At 65.0% G+C, this 20,227-nt stretch carries 13 protein-coding genes, 1 tRNA gene and 8 pseudogenes; 8 read left to right on the top strand and 14 right to left on the bottom strand.

What is annotated here, in order from left to right; translation table 11 throughout:
* Positions 1-154 precede the first annotated feature (154 nt).
* Positions 155-517 (top strand): hypothetical protein, encoded by a 363-nt coding sequence (locus T428_RS34005; protein WP_245604783.1) that lies wholly within the window; start codon positions 155-157, stop codon positions 515-517.
* Positions 518-629: 112 nt separating this feature from the next.
* Here T428_RS34005 and T428_RS0104865 read toward each other — a convergent pair.
* The 5 genes and pseudogenes from T428_RS0104865 to pgm form a co-directional block, all read right to left on the bottom strand.
* Positions 630-702: transfer RNA gene (locus T428_RS0104865), tRNA-Ala, on the bottom strand.
* Positions 703-758: 56 nt separating this feature from the next.
* The gene (locus tag T428_RS35940) at positions 759-1,055 is read right to left on the bottom strand and encodes a hypothetical protein (RefSeq protein WP_425411992.1); all 297 of its coding nucleotides are present in this window, start codon (positions 1,053-1,055) and stop codon (positions 759-761) included.
* Positions 944-1,546 carry an MFS transporter gene (locus tag T428_RS35945; RefSeq protein ID WP_425411993.1) on the bottom strand — a complete coding sequence of 201 codons (603 nt, stop codon included), beginning with the start codon at positions 1,544-1,546 and terminating at the stop codon, positions 944-946. The genes T428_RS35940 and T428_RS35945 overlap by 112 nt, the downstream gene beginning before the upstream one ends.
* A gap of 40 nt (positions 1,547-1,586) precedes the next feature.
* Positions 1,587-2,012, bottom strand: a pseudogene (locus tag T428_RS35950) (MFS transporter); the annotation flags it as partial.
* Entirely contained in the window at positions 2,009-3,640 is a 1,632-nt protein-coding gene (pgm, locus tag T428_RS0104875; RefSeq protein ID WP_025735601.1) for a phosphoglucomutase (alpha-D-glucose-1,6-bisphosphate-dependent), read from the bottom strand. The gene pgm and the pseudogene T428_RS35950, both read right to left, overlap by 4 nt.
* An 80-nt stretch (positions 3,641-3,720) precedes the next feature.
* Here pgm and crcB (T428_RS25640) point away from each other — a divergent pair.
* From crcB (T428_RS25640) to T428_RS25645, 3 genes and pseudogenes are all read left to right on the top strand, one after another.
* Positions 3,721-4,118: pseudogene (gene crcB, locus T428_RS25640) on the top strand (fluoride efflux transporter CrcB).
* Complete coding sequence (gene crcB / locus T428_RS0104885; RefSeq protein ID WP_025735602.1) at positions 4,115-4,483, top strand: fluoride efflux transporter CrcB; 369 nt, start codon at positions 4,115-4,117, stop codon at positions 4,481-4,483. The pseudogene crcB (T428_RS25640) and the gene crcB (T428_RS0104885) overlap by 4 nt, the downstream one beginning before the upstream one ends.
* Positions 4,480-5,577 (top strand): annotated as a pseudogene (locus tag T428_RS25645) (DUF190 domain-containing protein). Before crcB (T428_RS0104885) ends, T428_RS25645 begins: the two are co-directional and overlap by 4 nt.
* Before the next feature lie 26 nt (positions 5,578-5,603).
* Here the strand turns inward: T428_RS25645 and T428_RS0104895 are convergent.
* The 4 genes and pseudogenes from T428_RS0104895 to T428_RS25660 form a co-directional block, all read right to left on the bottom strand.
* Positions 5,604-6,617 (bottom strand): hypothetical protein, encoded by a 1,014-nt coding sequence (locus T428_RS0104895; RefSeq protein WP_169733614.1) that lies wholly within the window; start codon positions 6,615-6,617, stop codon positions 5,604-5,606.
* Positions 6,618-6,687: 70 nt separating this feature from the next.
* A pseudogene (locus T428_RS25650) lies at positions 6,688-7,314 on the bottom strand (GNAT family N-acetyltransferase).
* A gap of 35 nt (positions 7,315-7,349) precedes the next feature.
* Positions 7,350-8,220 (bottom strand): annotated as a pseudogene (locus T428_RS25655) (LLM class F420-dependent oxidoreductase).
* 24 nt (positions 8,221-8,244) lie between these two features.
* Complete coding sequence (locus tag T428_RS25660) at positions 8,245-8,583, bottom strand: DUF488 domain-containing protein (protein ID WP_036467195.1); 339 nt, start codon at positions 8,581-8,583, stop codon at positions 8,245-8,247.
* 156 nt (positions 8,584-8,739) lie between these two features.
* Between T428_RS25660 and T428_RS25665 the strand changes: the two are divergent.
* A pseudogene (locus T428_RS25665) lies at positions 8,740-9,323 on the top strand (hemerythrin domain-containing protein).
* Between the two features lie 24 nt (positions 9,324-9,347).
* A complete protein-coding gene (locus tag T428_RS25670; RefSeq protein WP_051465127.1) occupies positions 9,348-10,751 on the top strand; it encodes a protein adenylyltransferase SelO in 1,404 nt (467 codons plus the stop codon).
* 62 nt (positions 10,752-10,813) lie between these two features.
* Here the strand turns inward: T428_RS25670 and T428_RS25675 are convergent.
* The 4 genes and pseudogenes from T428_RS25675 to T428_RS34010 all read right to left on the bottom strand — a co-directional run bounded on the left by T428_RS25675 (position 10,814) and on the right by T428_RS34010 (position 14,253).
* Positions 10,814-11,640, bottom strand: a pseudogene (locus tag T428_RS25675) (LLM class F420-dependent oxidoreductase).
* A 144-nt stretch (positions 11,641-11,784) separates the two neighbouring features.
* Positions 11,785-11,961, bottom strand: a pseudogene (locus tag T428_RS0104930) (DUF4267 domain-containing protein); the annotation flags it as partial.
* Positions 11,962-11,981: 20 nt separating this feature from the next.
* The gene (locus T428_RS25680; protein WP_051465128.1) at positions 11,982-13,241 is read right to left on the bottom strand and encodes a sulfotransferase; all 1,260 of its coding nucleotides are present in this window, start codon (positions 13,239-13,241) and stop codon (positions 11,982-11,984) included.
* The gene (locus tag T428_RS34010) at positions 13,231-14,253 is read right to left on the bottom strand and encodes an SDR family oxidoreductase (protein ID WP_051465129.1); all 1,023 of its coding nucleotides are present in this window, start codon (positions 14,251-14,253) and stop codon (positions 13,231-13,233) included. The genes T428_RS25680 and T428_RS34010 overlap by 11 nt, the downstream gene beginning before the upstream one ends.
* A gap of 372 nt (positions 14,254-14,625) precedes the next feature.
* Here T428_RS34010 and T428_RS0104945 point away from each other — a divergent pair, with 372 nt between their 5' ends.
* Both T428_RS0104945 and T428_RS25690 read left to right on the top strand, forming a co-directional pair.
* Positions 14,626-17,511, top strand: a complete 2,886-nt coding sequence (locus T428_RS0104945) for an MMPL/RND family transporter (protein WP_025735606.1) — start codon at positions 14,626-14,628, stop codon at positions 17,509-17,511.
* A gap of 39 nt (positions 17,512-17,550) precedes the next feature.
* Positions 17,551-18,177: a DUF732 domain-containing protein gene (locus tag T428_RS25690; RefSeq protein ID WP_245604785.1), complete on the top strand. Its 627-nt coding sequence runs from the start codon at positions 17,551-17,553 to the stop codon at positions 18,175-18,177.
* Here the strand turns inward: T428_RS25690 and T428_RS0104955 are convergent.
* Positions 18,174-20,219 (bottom strand): glycoside hydrolase family 172 protein, encoded by a 2,046-nt coding sequence (locus tag T428_RS0104955; RefSeq protein ID WP_025735608.1) that lies wholly within the window; start codon positions 20,217-20,219, stop codon positions 18,174-18,176. The genes T428_RS25690 and T428_RS0104955 overlap by 4 nt on opposite strands.
* Between the last annotated feature and the right edge of the window lie 8 nt (positions 20,220-20,227).

Below are 20,227 nucleotides of genomic sequence, written 5' to 3' on the forward strand. Positions count from 1 at the left end.
ACTCCTCGCTACGTATAGGCCCGACGACCTGCTGGCTGCTCGGGCGGAGGTATTCCGCCGCTGGCCATCGTCGACCACGGCCGCAGACCTCTATAAGGCCGCCGGAACCGCGTGGCCCGACTACCGCGATGACGTATTTGCGCGTCTGGCACCGATGCCGGCGCGTGAGACCGTGATCTTTGCGCTGGCTCATCTCAAGGACATCCCGCTCGCGTGGACCGCCGCGCATGACCTAGGTCTCGACGACGACCGCACCTGGAGTGACCTCGCCAAGGCATACGCGAAAGTCGACCGTCTCGCCGTACTGCCGGTCCACGCCACGCTGGTAGAGAAGGAACTGGCCGAAACCGACGCCCAGCATTATCGAAGCGCCGCTCGGCGGCTCAAGAAGATGCGCAAGCTCGCCGGTGGATCGGATCAGGCCACCGAGGTCGATGAGTTGATCGCCGACCTCCGCGACCGGTACCGCCGCCGGCCTCAACTCCAATTGGAGTTCGATCGCGCGGGGCTGCCCTAACACTCGTCGTTGTCGAACGGTGAACCCGGTCATCGGCGTAAACGATCGAGACGGCACGGGCAGCTAACGCCGAATCACGGATGAGACGTGCTCACAGTAGATTATCCATCGGTGGAGCTAAGGGGATTCGAACCCCTGACCCCCACACTGCCAGTGTGGTGCGCTACCAACTGCGCCATAGCCCCGAGAAGTTGTGCCAACCGAAGCTACACCACCGGCAACCCTCCTTCAAAACTGCTGGTCAGGCCGCATCGAGCTCCGCCTCGGCCGCAAGGAGATCGAGCACCGGCCGCGTCTCCGACGCCACCACCCAGCCGATGGCCACGATCAGCAGCACAATTCCGCTGATCGTGAAGCCCCACCCGTAGGTCAGCTGCTCGGCGACCCAACCGACCGCCATGGAGCCGACGATGGCGCCCAGATCCGTCACCATCTGCACCGCGGCCACCGGAAGACCCGCGCGAGCCTCACAGCCGAGGATGTCGGCGACGGCGGCCTGCAGCGGCAACATGAAAATGCCCGTCGTCGCCCCGACCAGGCCCGCGACGGCCAGAAACACCGGTAACGACGACACCACCCCAGCCAGGCAGTCGCGGCGCCGGTGGACGTCAGGCCGACGATCAACAACATGCGCCGTCCCATCCGGTTGGACAGGTAGCCGCTGGGGACGACGGCCAGCGCGTTACCGGCGGCGAACGCCGCGAGCACCGCGCCGATGACGCCGACGCTGCGGTGCATCACGTCGGCGACGAACAGCGGTACCAGCGCTACGCGCAGCCCGAACGCCGACCAACCCGTCGCGAAATTCGACAGCAGCGCCGACCGATACGCGCGAACCCGCAGCGCCTCTCGCATCGTCACCGTTGCTCGCGTCGGCGGCGGTGGCGCGGCCAGCGCGGAATTTCGCAGGCTGAAAAACAGCACCACCGCCACCCCCAGCAGTGCGACGCCATACACGACAAACGGCGCGGTCAACCCCCAGCCCGCCGCCAGGCCGCCGACCGCCGGACCGCCGACCGCGCCGATCATAAACGAGGTGGTGAATAGGCCCGCGATCCGCCCGCGCGCGTCGGGGCGGGCAAATGTGGATCATCAGTCCCAGCGCCGAGACATAAAACATGGTCGAGCCGATGCCGCTGAGAAGGCGGAAAAGCAGCAGTTGCCAATAAGTCTGGGAAAACGCGCAGGCGGCCGTCGACACGGCCACGATCAGCAAACCGCCGATATAGATGCGTCGCTCACCCAACCGCTGGGCCAGTAACCCGCTTACCGGTGCGAAACACAACCGGCTCAACGAAAAGACGGTGACCAAGAAAGTCACCGCCTTGATGCTGACCCCGAAGGTTCGCGCAAATGTGGGTAGCGCGGGTGAGACGACACCGTAGCCCAGCGCAATCATGATATTCGCCCAGCTCAGAATCCAAACTTCGCGCGGCAACCGAGCTGAACTGGACCCGCGGCCCCCCGAGCGGGCACGACAGAGGGTAAAGGTCACCCAATGACTTTATTAACTACCTCGCGCGCGGTTTCCTGCACCTCGGCCAAATGCTCGGGGCCGTTGAAGGATTCGGCGTAAATCTTGTAGACGTCTTCGGTGCCGGAGGGCCGTGCAGCAAACCATGCGTTGGCCGTCGTCACCTTCAGTCCACCCAGGGCGGCGCCATTTCCGGGCGCCGCGGTCAGCTTCGCGGTGATCGGCTCCCCCGCCAACTCCGTTGCGGTCACCTCGTCGGCGGAAAGCTTGGCGAGCCGGGCTTTCTGCTCGCGGTTGGCGGGTTCGTCGACCCGGGCGTAGAACGGGGTGCCGTACTTGTCGGCCAGCGCCTGATGCCGCTGCGACGGCGTAGATCCGGTGACGGCCAAAATCTCGGAAGCCAACAGCGCCAGCGTGATGCCGTCCTTGTCGGTGGTCCACACCGATCCGTCGCGCCGCAGGAACGACGCCCCGGCCGACTCCTCGCCGCCGAAGCCAATGGTGCCGCCGATCAGGCCGTCGACGAACCACTTGAAGCCGACGGGCACCTCGACGAGTTTGCGTTCGACGCCGGCGACCACCCGGTCGATGATCGACGAGCTGACCGCGGTCTTGCCGACGGCGATGCCGGCCGGCCAGGACGGCCGATGGGTGTAGAGGTACTCGATGGCCGCCGCCAGATAGTGATTGGGGTTCATCAGCCCCGCGTCGGGAGTGACGATGCCGTGGCGGTCGGAGTCGGCGTCGTTGCCGGTGGCGATCTGGTAGCGATCCCGGTTGGCGATGAGCCCAGCCATCGCGTTCGGCGAGCTGCAGTCCATCCGGATCTTGCCGTCGTGGTCGAGCGTCATGAACCGCCACGTCGCGTCGACCAGCGGGTTAACCACCGTCAGTTCAAGGTTGTGCCGTTCGGCGATCGCGGCCCAGTAGTCGACGCTGGCCCCGCCGAGCGGATCGGCGCCGATCCGCACCGCCGCCTTGCGGATCGCGTCGAGATCGACCACGTTGGGCAGGTCGGCGACGTAGGCGTCCAGGTAGTCGTGCCACTGGGCGGTCTGCAACGCACGGGCCAGCGACACCCGCTTGATCCCCGCGCCACCGGTCCGCAGAATCTCGTTGGCGCGCTTGGCAATTGCGTTGGTCGCGTCGGTATCGGCCGGACCGCCGTTGGGCGGGTTGTACTTGAAGCCGCCGTCGGGTGGCGGGTTGTGCGACGGCGTCACGACGATCCCGTCGGCCAGGGCGTCGGTGCGGCCACGGTTGTAGCTGAGGATGGCGTGGCTGACCGCCGGGGTCGGTGTGTAGCGGTCGGCCGAGTCGATCATGACGACCACGTCGTTGGCGGCCAGCACCTCGAGCGCGGACACCCACGCCGGCTCGGAGAGGCCATGGGTGTCGCGGCCGATGAACAGCGGGCCGGTGGCGCCGTGCGCGGCCCGGTATTCGACGATCGCCTGGGTGATGGCCAAGATATGGGCTTCGTTGAACGCGCCGTTCAGGGCCGAGCCGCGGTGGCCCGACGTTCCGAAGGCAACCTGCTGCGCAACGTCGTCGGGGTCGGGTTGGATGGTGTAGTACGCCGTGACCAGATGTGGCAGATCGACGAGGTCTTCGGGCTGGGCCGGCTGACCGGCTCGCGGGTTGGCCATGTCTACAGATTGTGCCCGTGTCCGACGCGCACGTCGCTCTACGCTGCGTAGCGCATTGGAAAACGAAAGGGAACCAAGCGGTGGCACGACCCGACTGTCGCGAGTTGGGCGCGGTTTTCGCCGGCGGCGCGGTGGGCTCGATCGCCCGCGCGGCGCTGGCCACGCTCGCCCAATCCGACCCGGCGACCTGGCCGTGGCCGACGTTCGCCGTCAACATCGTGGGGCGTTCCTGGTGGGCTACTTCACCACTCGCCTACTGGAACGCCTGCCGCTGTCGAGTTACCGGCGGCCGCTGCTCGGCACCGGATTGTGCGGCGGCTTGACGACCTTTTCGACCATGCAGGTCGAGACGCTGAGGATGCTCGAGCACGGGCATTGGCTGCTGGCGCTGACCTACACCGTCACCAGCATCGTGCTGGGATTGCTGGCCGCGCATCTGGCGACCGTGTTGGTGCGCCGGGTCCGGGTGCGCCCATGACGACGCTCTTCGTCTGGACGGGTGTCGCACTGATCGGCGGCATCGGTTCGGTGGCCCGCTTCTTGACGGACCGTTGGGTCACCCGCCGGGTAGCGCGGCCGTGTCCGGTTGGCACGCTGGCCGTCAACATCAGCGGTGCCGCGCTGCTCGGCTTCCTCGGCGGCTTGGCGCTGAGCAAGGACGCGGCATTGCTGGCCGGCACCGCATTTGTCGGCGCATACACCACGTTCTCCACCTGGATGCTGGAAACTCAGCGCCTCGGCGAGGAGCGACGGACGTGGGCGGCGGCGGCCAACATCGTGGTCAGCGTCGTGCTAGGCGTGGCCGGCGCACTGCTCGGACAATGGTTGGCAGAACAGCTATGAACCAGCCGTGCCTGAAGTTGACCGCGTACTTCGGCGAGCGCCAACGCATCGTCGGCGACGGCCGGCGCTTTCTGGCCGACGCGATGTTCGATGTGTTCGGCGCCAACGATGTTGCGACCAGCGTGATGCTGCGCGGTATCGCCAGTTTCGGGGCAAGCCATGAGCTGCGCACCGACGTGTCGTTGAGCCTCTCCGAGGACCCTGCGGTGGCGATCGCCGCGGTCGACGTCGAGCCCAAGATTCGCTCCCTGGTCGACGAAGTCGCCGCACTGACCGGCCGCGGGCTGCTGACGCTGGAACGCGCGCGGCTGGTGACCCGGCAACGGGGTACCGACGCGCTCGGGGACTTCGGCGCGCACAACGGCGACGCCGCGAAACTGGCCGCGTACGTCGGCCGATAGGAACGCGTCGCCGGAAAGGCCGCCTACTACGCGGTCTGCGACCTGATGTATCGGCACGGGATCGCCGGTCCCATAGCGCTTCTCGGTGTCGACGGCACCGCACATGGGCAGCGCCGGCGAGCCCATTTCTTCGGTCGCAACGTCAACGTCCCGATGATGGTCATCGGTGTCGGGTCCACCGAGCAGGTTTGTGCCGCCGCGACGGAATTGGCCGACGTGTTGGCCGAGCCGCTGCTGACGGTCGAACGGGCGCGATTGTGCAAACGCGACGGCCAGATGTTCGCGCGCCCACAGAAGCTGCCGACAACCGACGACCAGGGCCGCACCCTGTGGCAAAAGTTGATGGTGTACACCGCCGAGGCGACTTGGCACGACGCGCTGCCGATCCACCGTGCACTGGTGCACCGCCTGATCCGGTCGGGAACGGCACGCGGCGCAACGTTGCTGCGCGGCATGTGGGGATTTCACGGTGACCATAAACCGCACGGAGACAGGCTATTTCAGGTCGCCAGGCGCGTTCCGGTGATGACCATCATCGTCGACACACCGGAGTCGATCGCGCGCAGTTTCGATATCGTCGACGAGCTGACCGGGCGCCACGGACTGGTGACGAGCGAAATGGTTCCGGCGGTGCTGTCGCTCGACGAGACACGACGCCTCGGCGACATCTCACTGGCACAGCACGACTACTAAAGCCAAACCCGTTCGCGGGCAACCTCTTAACGGTGGGGATGACACGGTGGAATGAGTGCGTTGTCCTCGTCGATGAGATGGCCGACGAGGGTGTGGTAGGTGGTTTGTCGCCTAAGCATCTCCTCGGTGGAGGGGCTTGCGAACGAGTCGCCGCGCGCCGCGGTCACCACCGATACCGCGTCGGTGGAGATCTCGGCGATGCGTTGCAGGTGCGGTGCGAGGTCGGGCGCTGACGCCTGCCGCGAGTAGCCGACAAGCCGATCTGACCAGTCCCGGTACCTGTTCAGGCCGGGGCCGCCTGGAGCGATCAGCAAGGCGTCGAGCATCTCGGGATTCGCATGGATGTAGTTCACGACCGCCTCGGCGGTGCGACAGTCACGGCTCGGCTGAGCCTGCTGATACACCGCGAAAACTCCGGCGAGCACGGCGACGATGACGACCGCCGTAAGGGCCAGGCGTAACCGCAGACCTGGCGGCGGGGCGGCGGTGTCATGCGCCTGGGCCAGCACCGCGAGTGCCTGCGGGCTGGAATCGGCCGCGGCACGCAGCAGTTCGAGGCGTCCCGGTAGCCGGCGCGCTTTATCGACCGCCCAAGCCATTCGAGCCGCCACCAGCAGGGCCAATCCGCTCCAGGTCAGTCCGGCGCGCATGTCGTTGCCGACGAACTCCAGCACCGCGGCCACCACCCACAGGGCCGGCACGGCCCATGCCACCCGTCGCTGCCAGACCGGCACCCGGCGCCGGTATGCCATCGAAAGGTCACCGATGCGGATGGCGGCCGCCAACACGGCCGGGTCCGCCGGCGCCTCACCACCCCGCAGCGCCTTGACCGCTTGGGAGCGTTGCGCCAGGTCCAGCCCGGTCACGGCCCGCGCGTAGCTTTGCCGAATCGGACACCGGGCGCGGGTTATCAACGCGGTCACGACCACGCTGAACACCAGCACCGACAGCAGCGGCCAGACCCATCCGGAGGCGGCAAAGCCGGGCAGCCCCAGCCCGCAGATCACCGAAAGTGCGATCGTGAACGTCGCGGCGTTCACCAACCACAGCACCCACTACGGTGCCACCACCAGCCGAGCCCACATGACCACTCACTGTCGCAGAGACAGCTTAGCTTTCGCGAGCCCGGGGCACGTCGTCTGGCGCACGCGGCAGGACGTACAAAGCCATCCGCCGGTTGGACATGTCGTGCTCGCCCAGAAAGACGCAGCCGCCTCGCTCACAGAACTTGCGCGCCAACACGTTGCGGTGGTCGGGATCGAACATGATTCGGCGACACTGCGGTTCAAGGTTGAATATGCTGACCAGCAAGTGCGGCAGCAGGTAGCTGACGTGTCCTTGACTCAGGTAATCCAAATCGGCCACGGCGACGTGTAGACCCAAATCGTGGGGGTCGTACTCGTATCGGGTCGCGATGGAATCCTTTGCTGCCCGGTACAGTTCGAGGTAGCCGCGGTCAATCCCGTCCAGGCTCGCCACCAACGGGCGAGAGAAGCTGCTGTCGAGTTGCGCACGCAGGTACTGACGCCACCGCTCCGCCGGCCAGGGGTACTCTCACGATTCGGCCAGATGCGGTCGGTTCATCCACTCGGAGATCATCTCGGCGTCGGTGTCCGGATCCGCCAGCCGCAAGCCGTACGGCTCGGGCAGTTGCGGCACCGGCGGCGGCGCGACATCCCGGACCTCGGCGCTGATGTCGGTCAGCTGCCGGGGCAGGATCACTTCAGAGTCTGTCATGTCTTCCGTGCAGCCTACCCCGAATCGTCGCAGGCCTAACGGCGATTCGCGATCCACCGATCGGCAAGCGCGGCAACCCAGTCGGTGACCGCATCGGCGCGCTCCGGCGGAGTGGCGACCAGGACCAGTTCGTCGACGCCCAATTCGGCCAACGCGTCGGCGTCGCTTTCGCGCGGGTTACGAAGCGCCACAGCCAACCGCAGCTCGGCACGGTCGCGACCTGCCTCGTCGCGCAGCCGATCCAGCTTGGCGAGGCACTCGCGCACCGCCGCCACATCGTCGAGGTTGAACCTGTACCAGCCGTCTCCCCAGGCCGCCACCCGCCGTAGCGCAGGATCACTGTTGCCGCCCAACATGATTGGGATGCGGCGCTCGCGAACCGGTTTGGGATTCACTCGAATCGAATCGAAGCCGACGAACGTGCCGTGGAAGGACGCGACGTCGTCGCGCCACAGCGTACGCATCGCGGCAACGTATTCGGCCGTGCGCGCCGCACGTTCTCGAATGGCACTCCAAGGGCGGCGAATTCCTCCTTGGACCATCCGACGCCCACGCCAAGCGTCAGCCGCCCGCCGCTCAGCCGATCCAGGCTCGCGGCCTGCTTGGCCACCACCACCGGATTGTGCTCGGGCAGCAGTAAGACGCCGGTAGCAATCGTGATCCGAGACGACGCGGCCGCGGCGAATGCCAGCGTGACCACCGGATCAAGCCAATCCGCTTGTGGGGGAACGGCAATGACACCGTCATCGGAGTACGGATAACGTGAGGCGGATCGATCGGCCATGACGACGTGCTCGCCCGCCCAGAGTGTGGCGAGGCCGCATTCGTCCGCACATGAGGCGACGGCGTCGATCACCGCCCGATCGGCGACGGACCCATTCCTAATGCGTGCAATCCGATTTGCATCGCACGATCGTCTCACGCCGAGTTTCAGCGGCCTTTGAGCAACTTCGCCAGGACCGCCGCGTGGCTTCCATCCAGGTCGCGGGTGGCGCTGACCAGGGTTACCACACCGCGGTTGGCCAGCTTGCGCAGCTCGTCGAGCGCGGTGTTGCCGGCCAGTTCGGCCCGGTAGCGCGACGCGAATTCGTCGAAACGTTCGGGCCGGTGGTGGTACCACTCGCGGAGTTCTTTCGACGGCGCGACGTCCTTGCACCAGATGCCCACGCGGGGGTCGTCCCTGCGGATACCCCGCGGCCAGATGCGATCGACCAGGACGCGCTGACCGTCGTCGGGGCCGACGTCTTCATAGATGCGCTCGACCCGGATGCGGCTTTGGCGCCCATTCCACCAGGGTAGCTATTGCGAAAAAGGGTGGTGATCAGCGTACCGGCGTTTATGTACACCTCACCCGGGTACGCATCAATGGACGTCGCCCAGCCCGGCGCCGACGGCCTTTCCCTCATCTTGATTCCGGAGGTACCCGTGACCGACATGATCATCGAATCCCCCGACGAAGTGGTCGCATTCCTCAAAGCGCAGCACAATCTGATCGAGGACATGTTCGACGAGGTGTTGTTTGCGTCGGACCCCGCGGCGCGCGAGGAACCATTCACGGCTTTGCGTCAGCTGCTGGCCGTCCATGAGACGGCCGAGGAAATGGTGGTGCATCCGCGGGTGCGGCGCGACGCCGATGCTGGGGACGCGGTCGTCGACGCGCGGCTCGAGGAGGAGCACGAAGCCAAACAACTGCTGTCAAAGATCGAAGAGCTGGACATCACTTCGGACGAGTTCATCGACGAACTCGCGAAGTTGCGCGAGGCCGTTCTCGATCACGCCGAAAACGAGGAAAACAACGAATTTCCGTATCTGGAGAATTTCCGTATCTGGAAAAGGTGCTCGATGCGGACGATCTCAAGCGCATGACGATAGCGGTGAAGGCGGCCCAGGCGATTGCCCCGACGCATCCTCATCCCGGGGTGGAGTCGGCGAAGCTGAATTTCGCACTAGGGCCGTTCGCGTCGATGCTCGACCGCGCCCGCGATGCGCTCCGCCACGTCATCGGCTGACGGGATGCTCGTAGTCTCGATGGGGTGAGCGTTGCTTCGGAGATCCGCGTCCCCCTGCAAGACCGCTTCGCCCGTGAACTGCCCGAGCTGGGCATACGTTGGCGATCCGAGACCACCCCGAACCCGCAGCTGCTCGTCCTCAACGAGCCGCTGGCCGCCAGCCTCGAGCTCGACGCGGCGTGGCTGCGCAGCACCGACGGCCTGCGATTCCTCGTCGGCAATCTACTGCCGCCCGGCGCGGCTCCGGTGGCGCAGGCCTACGCCGGGCATCAGTTCGGCGGTCTTGCGCCCCGGCTGGGCGACGGGCGCGCGCTGCTGCTGGGTGAGCTGACCGACGAGCACGGACGGGTTCGCGACATCCACCTGAAAGGCTCGGGCCCGACCCCGTTCGCCCGCGGTGGCGACGGCCTCGCGGCGGTAGGCCCGATGCTGCGCGAATACGTGATCAGCGAGGCGATGCACGCGCTGAACGTGCCGACGACACGCGCGTTGGCCGTGGTCGCCACCGGGCGGCCGGTGCAGTGCGAGACGGCTCTGCCCGGCGCCGTGCTGGTGCGCGTCGCCAGTAGTCACCTACGGGTCGGTACCTTCCAATACGCCGCCCTGACCCGCGACCACGACTTGTTGCGGCGCCTCGCCGACCATGCGATCGCCCGCCACCATCCCGCGGCAGCACAGGCCGAGCACCCCTACCGCGCGCTGTTCGAAGCAGTGGTCCGGGTCCAGGCTTCGCTGATCGCGCGATGGATGCTGATCGGGTTCGTCCACGGCGTGATGAACACCGACAACACGACGATCTCCGGCGAGACGATCGACTACGGTCCGTGCGCGTTCATGGAGGCCTACGACAGCGACACGGTCTTCAGCTCGATCGACCACTGGGGGCGTTACGCCTACGGCAACCAGCCCACGATCGCCGGATGGAATCTGGCCCGGTTCGCCGAGGCCCTGCTTCCGCTGCTGGCCGACACGATCGAGGAGGGAATCGCGTTCGCCGAGCAGACATTCGGCGTTTCCCAAACCGAGTACGACGCCACCTGGTCGTCGGGCATGCGCGCCAAGCTCGGCTTACCTACGACCGTCGAAGCCGGGACGCTGACGTCATTGGTCGTCGAGTTGCTGGCCCTGCTCACGGAAAGCCGTGTCGACTACACCTCGTTCTTCCGCCAGCTCGGCCAGGCGGCGCGCGGGGATGCCGAATCCGCGCGTGGTCTTTTCATCAACCTCGCCGGGTTCGACGAGTGGATGTCGCGCTGGCGGGCGTGGGGTCCCGACGCCGAGTCGATGGATCGCGTCAACCCGATCTACATTCCGCGCAACCACCTGGTCGAGGAAGCCCTGGCCGCCGCGACGGCCGGCGAGTTGGGTCCGGTTCAGCAGCTGCTGGGCGCGGTGCGGGCTCCCTATGACGAACGACCCGGACTCTAGCGCTATGCGAGTCCGGCGCCAAAAGCCTTCGGCAAATACCAAACCTTCTGCGGCACTTAGCTTTACGCTAACTTGGCGGTCTCGGCCTGTAGCGCGTCCAAGTGGCGGAGCGTCTCGTCGCGGGGTGCGGTCGGCAGGTCCAACAAGACGTGTTCCAACCCCAAATCGCGACAGCACGTCAACTCTTCGGCGGAGGGTTCGCCCCCGTGGAAGTGGACGATTGGTACGTCCTGGCCGGCCACCTCGCGCAACTGGTCAATCTGCGGCGCGAGTTCCTTCGGTGACGGCGTCATCGAGAGCCAGCCCGCGTTGAGCCGGGCGATAGGTTTGAAGCCGGCCGGCCCTCCGCCCAGATATAGCGGTGGATACGGTTGCTGTATCGGCTTGGGCCAGCTATAGATCGGGTCGAAGTCGACGAATTTTCCGTGGTATTCCGCTTTCTCCTGTGTCCAGATTTGGATCATCGCATCCAGTCGTTCGTCGACAACCCGTCCGCGCACCGAGGGATCGACCCCGTGGTCCGCAATTTCTTCGCGCAGCCAGCCCACGCCCACCCCGAAGCGAAATCGCCCCTGCGACACCGCATCTAGCGATGCGACCTCTTTAGCGGTGTGAATGGGATCGCGCTGCACAACCAGCGCGATCCCGGTGCCCAACAGCAGATCGTGGCGCTGACCGCCGCGGCGGTCAGCGCCACGAATGGATCCAGCGTGTGATAGTACTTTCGCGGAATCGGGCCACCGCTGGGGTAGGGGGTTTTGGCATCGACCGGGATGTGCGAATGCTCGGCCAGATAAAGCGACTCGAATCCGCGCTCCTCGAGCGCGCGGGCCAGCTCGACCGGGCCGATGCCCTCATCGGTCACGAAAGTTAGGACACCGAAACCCATTGTTTACTCCCCTCGTCGCGGTCATCAGTCAACCGCATTAAGGCCCGCGTGTCACTTGATCGGATCCCGAGTGGGCCGAAGTCGTGCGAGGTTCGATGCCGGGTGGGCAATGGGCGGGCCTACCGGGGTGAAGTGGGGGGTGCTCAGCCCGCCGATCAGGGCGTCGCGGTAACCCATCGATCGCAGCAACAGTCGCGCGGTCGGGATCGGCTCCCCCGGGTCACCCCACAGCTTGTTCGCCCCGAGGGGATCGACGAGGAAATGGACACCTGAGGCGAGTCGGATGCTGCCCGCTATAAGTGCGGCACGGTCGATCGGCATGGCCGCAGCCTATCTCTGTCTCACTGGGCCGCGGAAACCCCGCCCGTTTCCGCGCCGACGGCGTGTTTGGCAAGGCAGGCCGTACCGGGAGCACAGCTTTCGACGACCGCTTGCAGTTCCTCGGCGGACAGCCGCGCAGAGGCGCCGGTGTACTTCGAGTCGATGACGCCGGCGCCGCATTCCAGCCACTTCGGGTCAACCTCGACATCCAGAAAGCTCGCCAGCTGCGCCAGCGACGAGTGGGTGTCCGCTACCAGATCCGCGTAAGACAGCGGAAGGTAGCGGTCCGCGGACAGGTGGGCGAGCTCGGCCTCGCCGGTGACGATCAGCTCGCTCCACATCCGGCCGAAGCGGGCGATGGGCAGGTTCTGACCCATCAAGGTGTCGACCTCGCAGGTGTCGCCGACCAGAGACGCGAGCTCGATCGGTATCGCCGTGGGATCCAGCCGCAGGCCGGAGTGTCGACGCTCCGGGTCGAGATCGAGAAGGTCCAGCGCGTCTTGGATCAGCGCCATCAAACGGAATCCGGTGTGCTCGCTCATCGAGACCGCGGTGTCGGGACCGTTGCGAAACAGGTGCACGAACTTCGCGTCCGGGAAGGTCTCGCGCAGCCACGGGACACTGCTCAGCGACATGGCTGACCGTTCCACGACGACAGTCCCGCCGAAATGCTTTGCAAGCCAAGAGAAGAGCTGTTCATAGTGCATCCGCGACGTCTGCCCCGGCCACGTCGGAACCTCCGCCGCGAGCGCGTCGAACACACCATCGGGGTCCGAGGACAGATGCGGCAGCGTCATCATCGAGATCGCGGGAATCCCGGTGGTGTTCGCGTCGAACCGGGTTCCCTGCAGTCGCGGATAAATGAACTCCGGCATGGCCGAACCACCGCGGACCATGGAGTCGAAAATCGGGTGCGGTTCGGCCAGCATCCGCCAGAACTGTTCGCCCGACAGCGGCTGGTCGGCCACCGACGAGGCGCGCATCGATAGGTAGAACTCGTTGAGGCTGAGCACATCTGGGTGAGCGGTGAGGATCCGCGACAGTGCGGTCGATCCGCTTCGTCCCACCGTGACTATGAAAGTCAAACCCCGAATCGGGCGCGCCGCGTCGGCGCTGTGCACGCTGACGTCGAATGGACTCCCGACCGACACTAGGGGCGCCACCGCCTCCCGGGGTTGGTGCTTCTCGCGTTTGAACGTGAGGTAGCGCTTGTACCGGCCCACGCTGCCCAGCAGATAGTCGAAGTCGACGATGGTCTCGCGGTGCGGCTCACCGATCACGGCTCGGGCATTGGTCGTGTCGTAAGTCCGACTGTGCGCCAGGTAGGGAAAGAAGCCGCTGGCCCACCGCAGGCGTCGTTCCAGCAGATTGGGGTCCTCGATCGGGCCGTCGACCAACGTCAGCGGTATCGGTGAGAGCGTTGAACAAGTCCACCAGCGTTTGCACCCTGACGTCGTGGTGGTGGACGACGTGGTAGGTGCTCAGGCCGTCGGGGGCCAGCCGCATCAGGCGGACCATCTCGTCGGCGGCTTCGTCAGCAGGCATGTAGTTCAGATGGCCGTTGAGATCGCCCCTAAGCCTGATCGACATCTTGGTGCGCATTGGCCGCCCAGACACGGAGAACAGGCGCATACCGCTGTCCGCGGACGTCGATAGAAAGGACAGCGGATGCAGGGGGAAGTCCGGATGCGGCGGCCGGTCGACGATCAGAGCGCTCGGCCGCAGCACCACGACGCGGCGCCCGGTGCGCTGCGCCCAATCCCGCACCAGCGACTCGACCTCGAATTTGGACTGCTCGTAGTTGTTCTCGATGCCTTCGTCGTCCGCCAGCTCCGACTCGCAGATCAGACCCGAGCGGCGCTTCCCGACGACGAAGGCGGTCGACACGTGGAACAGATCTGGTGCCCGTGATCCGGCCTCGGCCAGTTCGAGGATCCGGGTCGTTCCGCCGACGTTGGTTCGGCGCAGGTCGGCGAGATCGGCGTCCAGCTCTATGCTGCCGGCGCAGTGCAGGATGGCATCGGCGCTGTCGGCCAGCTCCCGGAATCGCTCGTCGGAGAGCCCCAGTTTGGGCGCAGCGAGGTCCACCGCCACGACGGTGAACCGGTCGCGCAACTCCTCCTCGGTCCACACCTGCCCATCGGTGACCGCGAGCGGTAGCGCCTTGCCGATCCGGGCGATAGGGTCCGACGGCGGCCGGGACAGCAGGGTGAACGTGTCGTCCCCGCGGAGGAGTTCACCCAGGATGTGAATACCGAGAAACCCGGTCGCGCCAGTGATCGCCCAATGCATTGACACCCGTCCTTGCGCGAAACTCCGCGCGGAAACAGCCCGATTGCCCCCCTCGTGAACTTACTGGCACATCAGAAATGCCGCCATCTGACACCGAGCTGGAAGCTATTGCCGCAGGTCATGGGCCTTGTGGGTGGGTTCGAGCGGTGCCGGTGGCCGCAGCCTGTAATACGTTTCCTGTCGCCGTCGATTCATCAATGAGAGACTTTGGAAGCGTTGCCTGGACGCCACCCGCTCTCGCGGCGGGTCGACGCACCACCAGAGGAGACGAAAACTAGTGACAGCAGCTGCTGGCGCACCCGGGGGGACGGCGCGCTTCAGCGGGAACACGCCTGATGTGAACGCCGACAACATCTGCTGGCTGAGGGCCGCATGAGCCATCCACGCGTGGACGGCGAACGCCGCACCCCCTTCGTCGCGCGGACGATCCATCGGTTGTCTGTGGCCATCGTCTTGGCGTGGCTGGCTCTTACCGTCGTCGTGACGATGGGCGTCCCCTCGCTCGAGAAGGTGGAGCAACAGCGTTCGGTATCGTTGAGCCCCAAAGATGCGCCGTCGATCCAGGCCATGCAGCGCCTGGGCCAGGACTTCAAGGAATCCAATTCCGACGCATTGGCAATGATCGTCCTGGAGAGCCAGCAGCCGCTGCGCGACGACGCTCACCACTACTACAACCAATTGCTGCAGCAATTGGCCAGCGACCCGGAGCATATCCAGCACATCCAGGACTTGTGGGGAAACCCCGTCACGGCCAGCGGCGCGCAAAGCGACGACGGCAAAGCCGCATACGTGCAGCTGAAACTCGCCGGCAATCAAGGCACGCGCCTGGCGAACGAATCAGCTGACGCGGTGCGCGACATCGTCAACAAGATTCCGCCCCCGGCAGGGGTCAAGGTCTATGTCACCGGACCCGCACCGCTGATTTCCGACCTGAACCACAGCGGTCAGAAGACGCTGCTCAAAGTCACCCTGGTGAGTCTCGCGGTGATCTTCATCATGCTGCTGCTGATCTACCGCTCACTCACCACCGTCATTGTGTTGTCGCTGATGGTCGGAATCGAACTGCAAGTGGCCCGGCAAATCGTCGCCTTCCTGGGCAGCATCGACGCCATCAGTCTTTCCACGTTCGCCGTTAATCTGCTGGTCACACTCGCGCTGGCGGCCGGGACCGATTACGGAATCTTCTTCGTCGGCCGCTATCAAGAGGCGCGGCAGGCCGGCGAAGATCCGGAGACGGCTTATTTCACCACGTACCGCAGTACCGCCAAGGTCGTCCTGGCTTCCGGGTTGACGATCGCCGGCTCGGTGTTCTGCCTCAGCTTCACCCGAATGCCCTATTTCCAAACGATCGGTATCCCTTGCGCGGTCGGCATGTTGGTCGCGGTGGCGATCGCCCTCACGTTGGTTCCGGCCGTTCTTGCGATCGGTGGCCGGGTCGGCCTGCTGGAACCCCGGCGAAGGCTCACCGATCGGCGTTGGCGGCGCATCGGCACGGCAGTCGTCCGGTGGCCGGGGCCCATTTTTGCCGCGGCATGCGCGGTCACGCTGGTGGGCCTGCTCGCCCTGCCGGGATATACGACCAACTACCACGACCGGGTGTATCTCCCCGACGACCTCCCGACCAACCAGGGATACGCGGCCGCAAGTCGGCACTTCCCTCTGGGCCGGATGTTGCCCGAGTTCGTGTTGGTCGAGGCCGATCACGACATGCGCAATCCGTCGAACTTCCTGGTCTTGGAGCGATTGGCCAAGGGTGTTCTCGCGGTTCCGGGCGTGTCCCGGGTGCAATCTGTCACCCGTCCGTCGGGAACGGTGATGGCGCACACGACGATTCCGTTCCGGTTCGGCGTGATGAACGCAAGCCAGTTGGTGAATCTCGAGTATCAAAAAGCTCGCATGAACGACATGCTCAAGCAGGCCGACGAGCTGAATAAAACCATCGCAATCACGACGACGCTGTATCGCCTGATTCTGCAGCTCAACGTCGTCACTCACGACCTGGCACTCAGAACGCACGAAGTCCAGCAGATCACGGGTGAGCTACGCGATCAGATCTCGAATTTCGAGGACTTCCTGAGGCCGATCCGCAGCTATTTCTACTGGGAAAAGCATTGCTACGACATTCCCGTCTGCTTCGCGATCCGGTCTCTATTCGATTCGTTCGACGGCATCGACGCGATCAACGACAAGCTGGGCGAACTGGTGATCAACATCGACAAGATCGATGTGCTGATACCAAAACTGGCCGCCGAGTTGCCGATTCAGATCGAAACCATGAAAAGCATGCGCACGATGATGCTGACCATGCACTCCACCATGACCGGGATCATCGGCCAGGCGGACTCGCAGGGCAACATCTCGACGGAGATGGGCGAGGCGTTCGACGCGGCGAAGAACGACGACACGTTCTACCTCCCGCCGGAAGTTTTCAAGAACCCCACCTTCCAAAAGGTCATGGGACTGTTCCTCTCGCCGGACGGCAAGGCCGCGCGGATGACGATTTCGGACCGGGGTGATCCCGCCACGCCCGAAGGCATCGCGCGCGTCCAGGCGATCAAGACCGCCGCCGAGGAGGCGTTGAAGTCGACACCGCTGGAGAACACCAGCATCTATGTCGGTGGCGTCTCCGCGACCTACAAAGACCTGCACGACGGGTCCCGATATGACCTCATGATCGCCGGAATCGCTTCTCTCTGCCTCATTTTCGCGATCATGCTGATGATCACGCGGAGTTTTGTGGCGGCAATGGTGATCGTCGGTACGGTGGTGACTTCGCTGGGGGCATCCATCGGATTGTCGGTGCTGCTTTGGCAGCACATCATCGGGCTCGGGTTGGAATGGCTCGTATTGCCGATGTCGGTCATCATCCTGTTGGCGGTGGGATCCGATTACAACCTGCTGCTTGTCTCGCGAATGAAAGAAGAACTCGGCGCCGGAATCAACACCGGCATCATTCGGGCGATGGGCGGTACCGGAAAGGTCGTCACGGCCGCGGGCCTGGTATTCGCCGTCACGATGGCCTCCATGGTCGTCAGCGACCTGAAGGTGATCGGCCAGATCGGAACCACGATCGGTCTGGGCCTGCTGTTCGACACCCTGATCGTGCGCGCGTTCATGACGCCCTCCATCGCCGCGCTGTTGAAGCGCTGGTTCTGGTGGCCGCTGAAAGTGCGGCCGCGACCGGCCAGTTACCTGCTGCGGTCCGAAGGGACCCGTCCGCAGGTCCGCGAACTGCTTGGCACCCGGGCACCCGACTAGCACCCCGACTCGTCGCCGGCGGCCCGTACCATGGCCGTCATGTCCGAGCCGGTTCCTGGTACCGACAAGACCGTCGGGCTCGACGGCAGTGAGACCGTCGCCGCGCCCACGGCCGCGGAACCCGAGGCGGCCACTTCGGCGAACTCGGGCGGCTACGCGTGGTCACGCGACGACGCCGACGACGATGTCCCCAGCGACGCGGCCAACCCGCGCCAATCGTGGCGTGCCACCTGGCGCACGGCCGCTGCGCTGTTCGCGGCCGGGCTGGTAATCGCGGGGGCGATCGTGCTTGGGCGTTCGCTTTTGACCAGTCATCCCAAAGCCGCGGCGCCCCCACCAACGGCGGCACCGACATCCACGACGGCCCCGGCCCCCGCACCGGCATCGACGACCGCCCCGTCTTCGATCGTGTCGACACCGGCACAGGACAACAAGTACATCCAGATTCTCAACGACCAGGGAATCTCGTTCGCCAACCCGGACGCCGCCGTTTACAACGGAAAGATGGTGTGCGAGAACATCCGTCTGGGCATGACGGTGCAGCAGGTAATCGCCGATTTCCGAGCGAGCAATCCCGCGCTGAGCGGCCACGCCGAGGCGTACGTGACCACCTCGGTCCACGCTTACTGCCCGCAGCACAACAACCTAGTCGGCAGCGGGCCCTAACCCGCTCGCGGGCCAGTCATCGTGTCGATGTGATAGCGGCTGGCGGTCCACGGCGGGCTGTCCGGAGCGGGGGTAAGCGTGATCGTGATGAGAGCTTTGCCCGCGGTGAGAGTTTCCGGCACCAAATAGGTGTCGTCTAGCCAACGGTGTGAACCATTGCTGCGTGGCTGCAACCAGTTTCGTGCGGGAACGCCATCGATGGCGACGCCTGCTGACTGGTAGCCGGTCTCCTGATCCGAGGTGCGGCGCACCAGGACGTTGCGATTGTCCGGATCGATTTGGACGTGGAATGTGATTGCGGCGGTGGTCGCGCGAACCAATCCGGCGATGGTTCGAGTGTCCTCGCTCCCCTCGTATTGGCTGATCAGTCCACGGTCGTCAGCGTCAGTGTCGTTGTAGCCGTGCAGAAATCGTCCGACGGGATCGCCGGTATTGACGTCGTCACCGGCAGTAATGGTGTCGTTCGGCTGGGCGTAGAGGAATGCCGTTGAGCTGTACTCGGGTTGGACCATGTTGCGCTTGCCATGCTCAATGCCGAATCGAATCGCCGAGTGGTAGCTGACAGCGTCGGCGAGCATCAGCCGGTAGACGGCGACACAGTAGTCCGCGCATCCGCCGGTTGTCGTGCGTCGATCCGGTTGACCGGTGAGAGGGTCGCTGTAGCGGGTCCCGCCCTTGAAATACCAACCACCTTCGTAGAAATACTCGGTGCCGGTGCCGTACCACTGTGGCGATGCGGAGCCGTCTGTGTAGGCACGTTCGGCACCCTCGAGAAAGTATGGGGCGTCATCGCCGAACGACGTCCTAATCCTCGAGCCATGGATCGCCTGGCTGACACCGACGAATTTTCCGTGGCCGTGTTCATCGGCGAACAACCAATCCTGACCGATCGTCGTTGGCCCGGCCCGCGAGCGCGCGGTGAAGTAGCCCGCACGGCCGCTGGCCAACGCGGGCGCCCATTGCGGGTCCGGAGTAGTGACGACATCGGTGTCGATTCCGGACACGGGATCAGCCGTGGTGTTGACCAGGCTGATGTGTGCGTTGCGCGCAAAAGGCATTGGCCACCAACATGATAACGATATCGATCCGTTGGACTGTGGCGTCGCAGCGAACATCAGCGATCGCACATGGTTGGCGCCCAGTCCCGCGCCAAAGAATTCGCCTAGCGGGGAGTCGACCATAGTGAGTCCGTCGAACTCGATCTGAAGCCGCAACCCTGAAAGGATTTGATCGGTCGGTTCCGGCAGCCGCATGTGCAGTGCGGAGATCATTCCCGACCCGACCGTTTCGCCGACCGTTCGCCCAGCACCAGCTGGAACATCGAGGGACTGATTAGCGTGTTCCGCAGCGGGTTCTGCCGGTTTGGGGTCGCTGATACCCGCGGCGCGCAGGGTGGCTATCACATCCAGCGCGGGGTCCGTTCTCGAGAAAGTACGCACGCCGTCGGCGGTGGAGAACCGGCGATAGTCGACGTGGTAGTACTCCAAATGCGAAGCGACGCTGATCCGCATCGACTGCCGATACGGCATCGGCACTTTGATGTAGACGCCACCTGGCGACTGCGCGGCGTTGGCGACCAGCGGCCACACGAATGGCGCATCCAGCGCGCCGTCGACCAACGACTGCAGCGGGGCGTCGACGACTGTCTGACCGTCCAGTTCGATGCGGATCGCGCCGATTGCACGCACGTTGCCGCCGTCGCGGGTGAACCAGATCGAATCGACTTCTCCGGCACCGTGATCCTCGGCAACCACGCAACCGGCACCGCCGGACGTCAGACATCCACCGCTGCCGTTCTTGTTGCCCGTGGAGATGTCGAAATCCCCACAGATGCGGTCGAAGCTCGACATTTGCAGCGTTTGCGCGTCGGCGCTCAGATACGGCAGCAGATCCAATCGCCGATACGTGTCCCAGCCCACCACTTTGCCGCGCACTCCCGGCGTGACCGGCTCGGCATGTAACTTTCCTGCTGCCCCGACGCCGCTGATCGCCAGCAGCAATGCGCACATCGCGGACAACGCCGCCCGAGCAGCCACCGGCATAGCAACAG

It is taken from the genome of Mycobacterium genavense ATCC 51234 (assembly GCF_000526915.1).
In the GTDB taxonomy this organism is placed as follows: domain Bacteria; phylum Actinomycetota; class Actinomycetes; order Mycobacteriales; family Mycobacteriaceae; genus Mycobacterium; species Mycobacterium genavense.

Coding starts and splice junctions, on each gene's coding strand:
- T428_RS34005 (WP_245604783.1), top strand. CDS start 155: ATGCCGGCGCGTGAGACCGTGATCTTTGCGCTGGCTCATCTCAAGGAC.
- T428_RS35945 (WP_425411993.1), bottom strand. CDS start 1,546: ATGATCGGCGCGGTCGGCGGTCCGGCGGTCGGCGGCCTGGCGGCGGGC.
- pgm (WP_025735601.1), bottom strand. CDS start 3,640: ATGGCCAACCCGCGAGCCGGTCAGCCGGCCCAGCCCGAAGACCTCGTC.
- crcB (WP_025735602.1), top strand. CDS start 4,115: ATGACGACGCTCTTCGTCTGGACGGGTGTCGCACTGATCGGCGGCATC.
- T428_RS34010 (WP_051465129.1), bottom strand. CDS start 14,253: ATGCATTGGGCGATCACTGGCGCGACCGGGTTTCTCGGTATTCACATC.
- T428_RS0104945 (WP_025735606.1), top strand. CDS start 14,626: ATGAGCCATCCACGCGTGGACGGCGAACGCCGCACCCCCTTCGTCGCG.
- T428_RS25690 (WP_245604785.1), top strand. CDS start 17,551: ATGTCCGAGCCGGTTCCTGGTACCGACAAGACCGTCGGGCTCGACGGC.
- T428_RS0104955 (WP_025735608.1), bottom strand. CDS start 20,219: ATGCCGGTGGCTGCTCGGGCGGCGTTGTCCGCGATGTGCGCATTGCTG.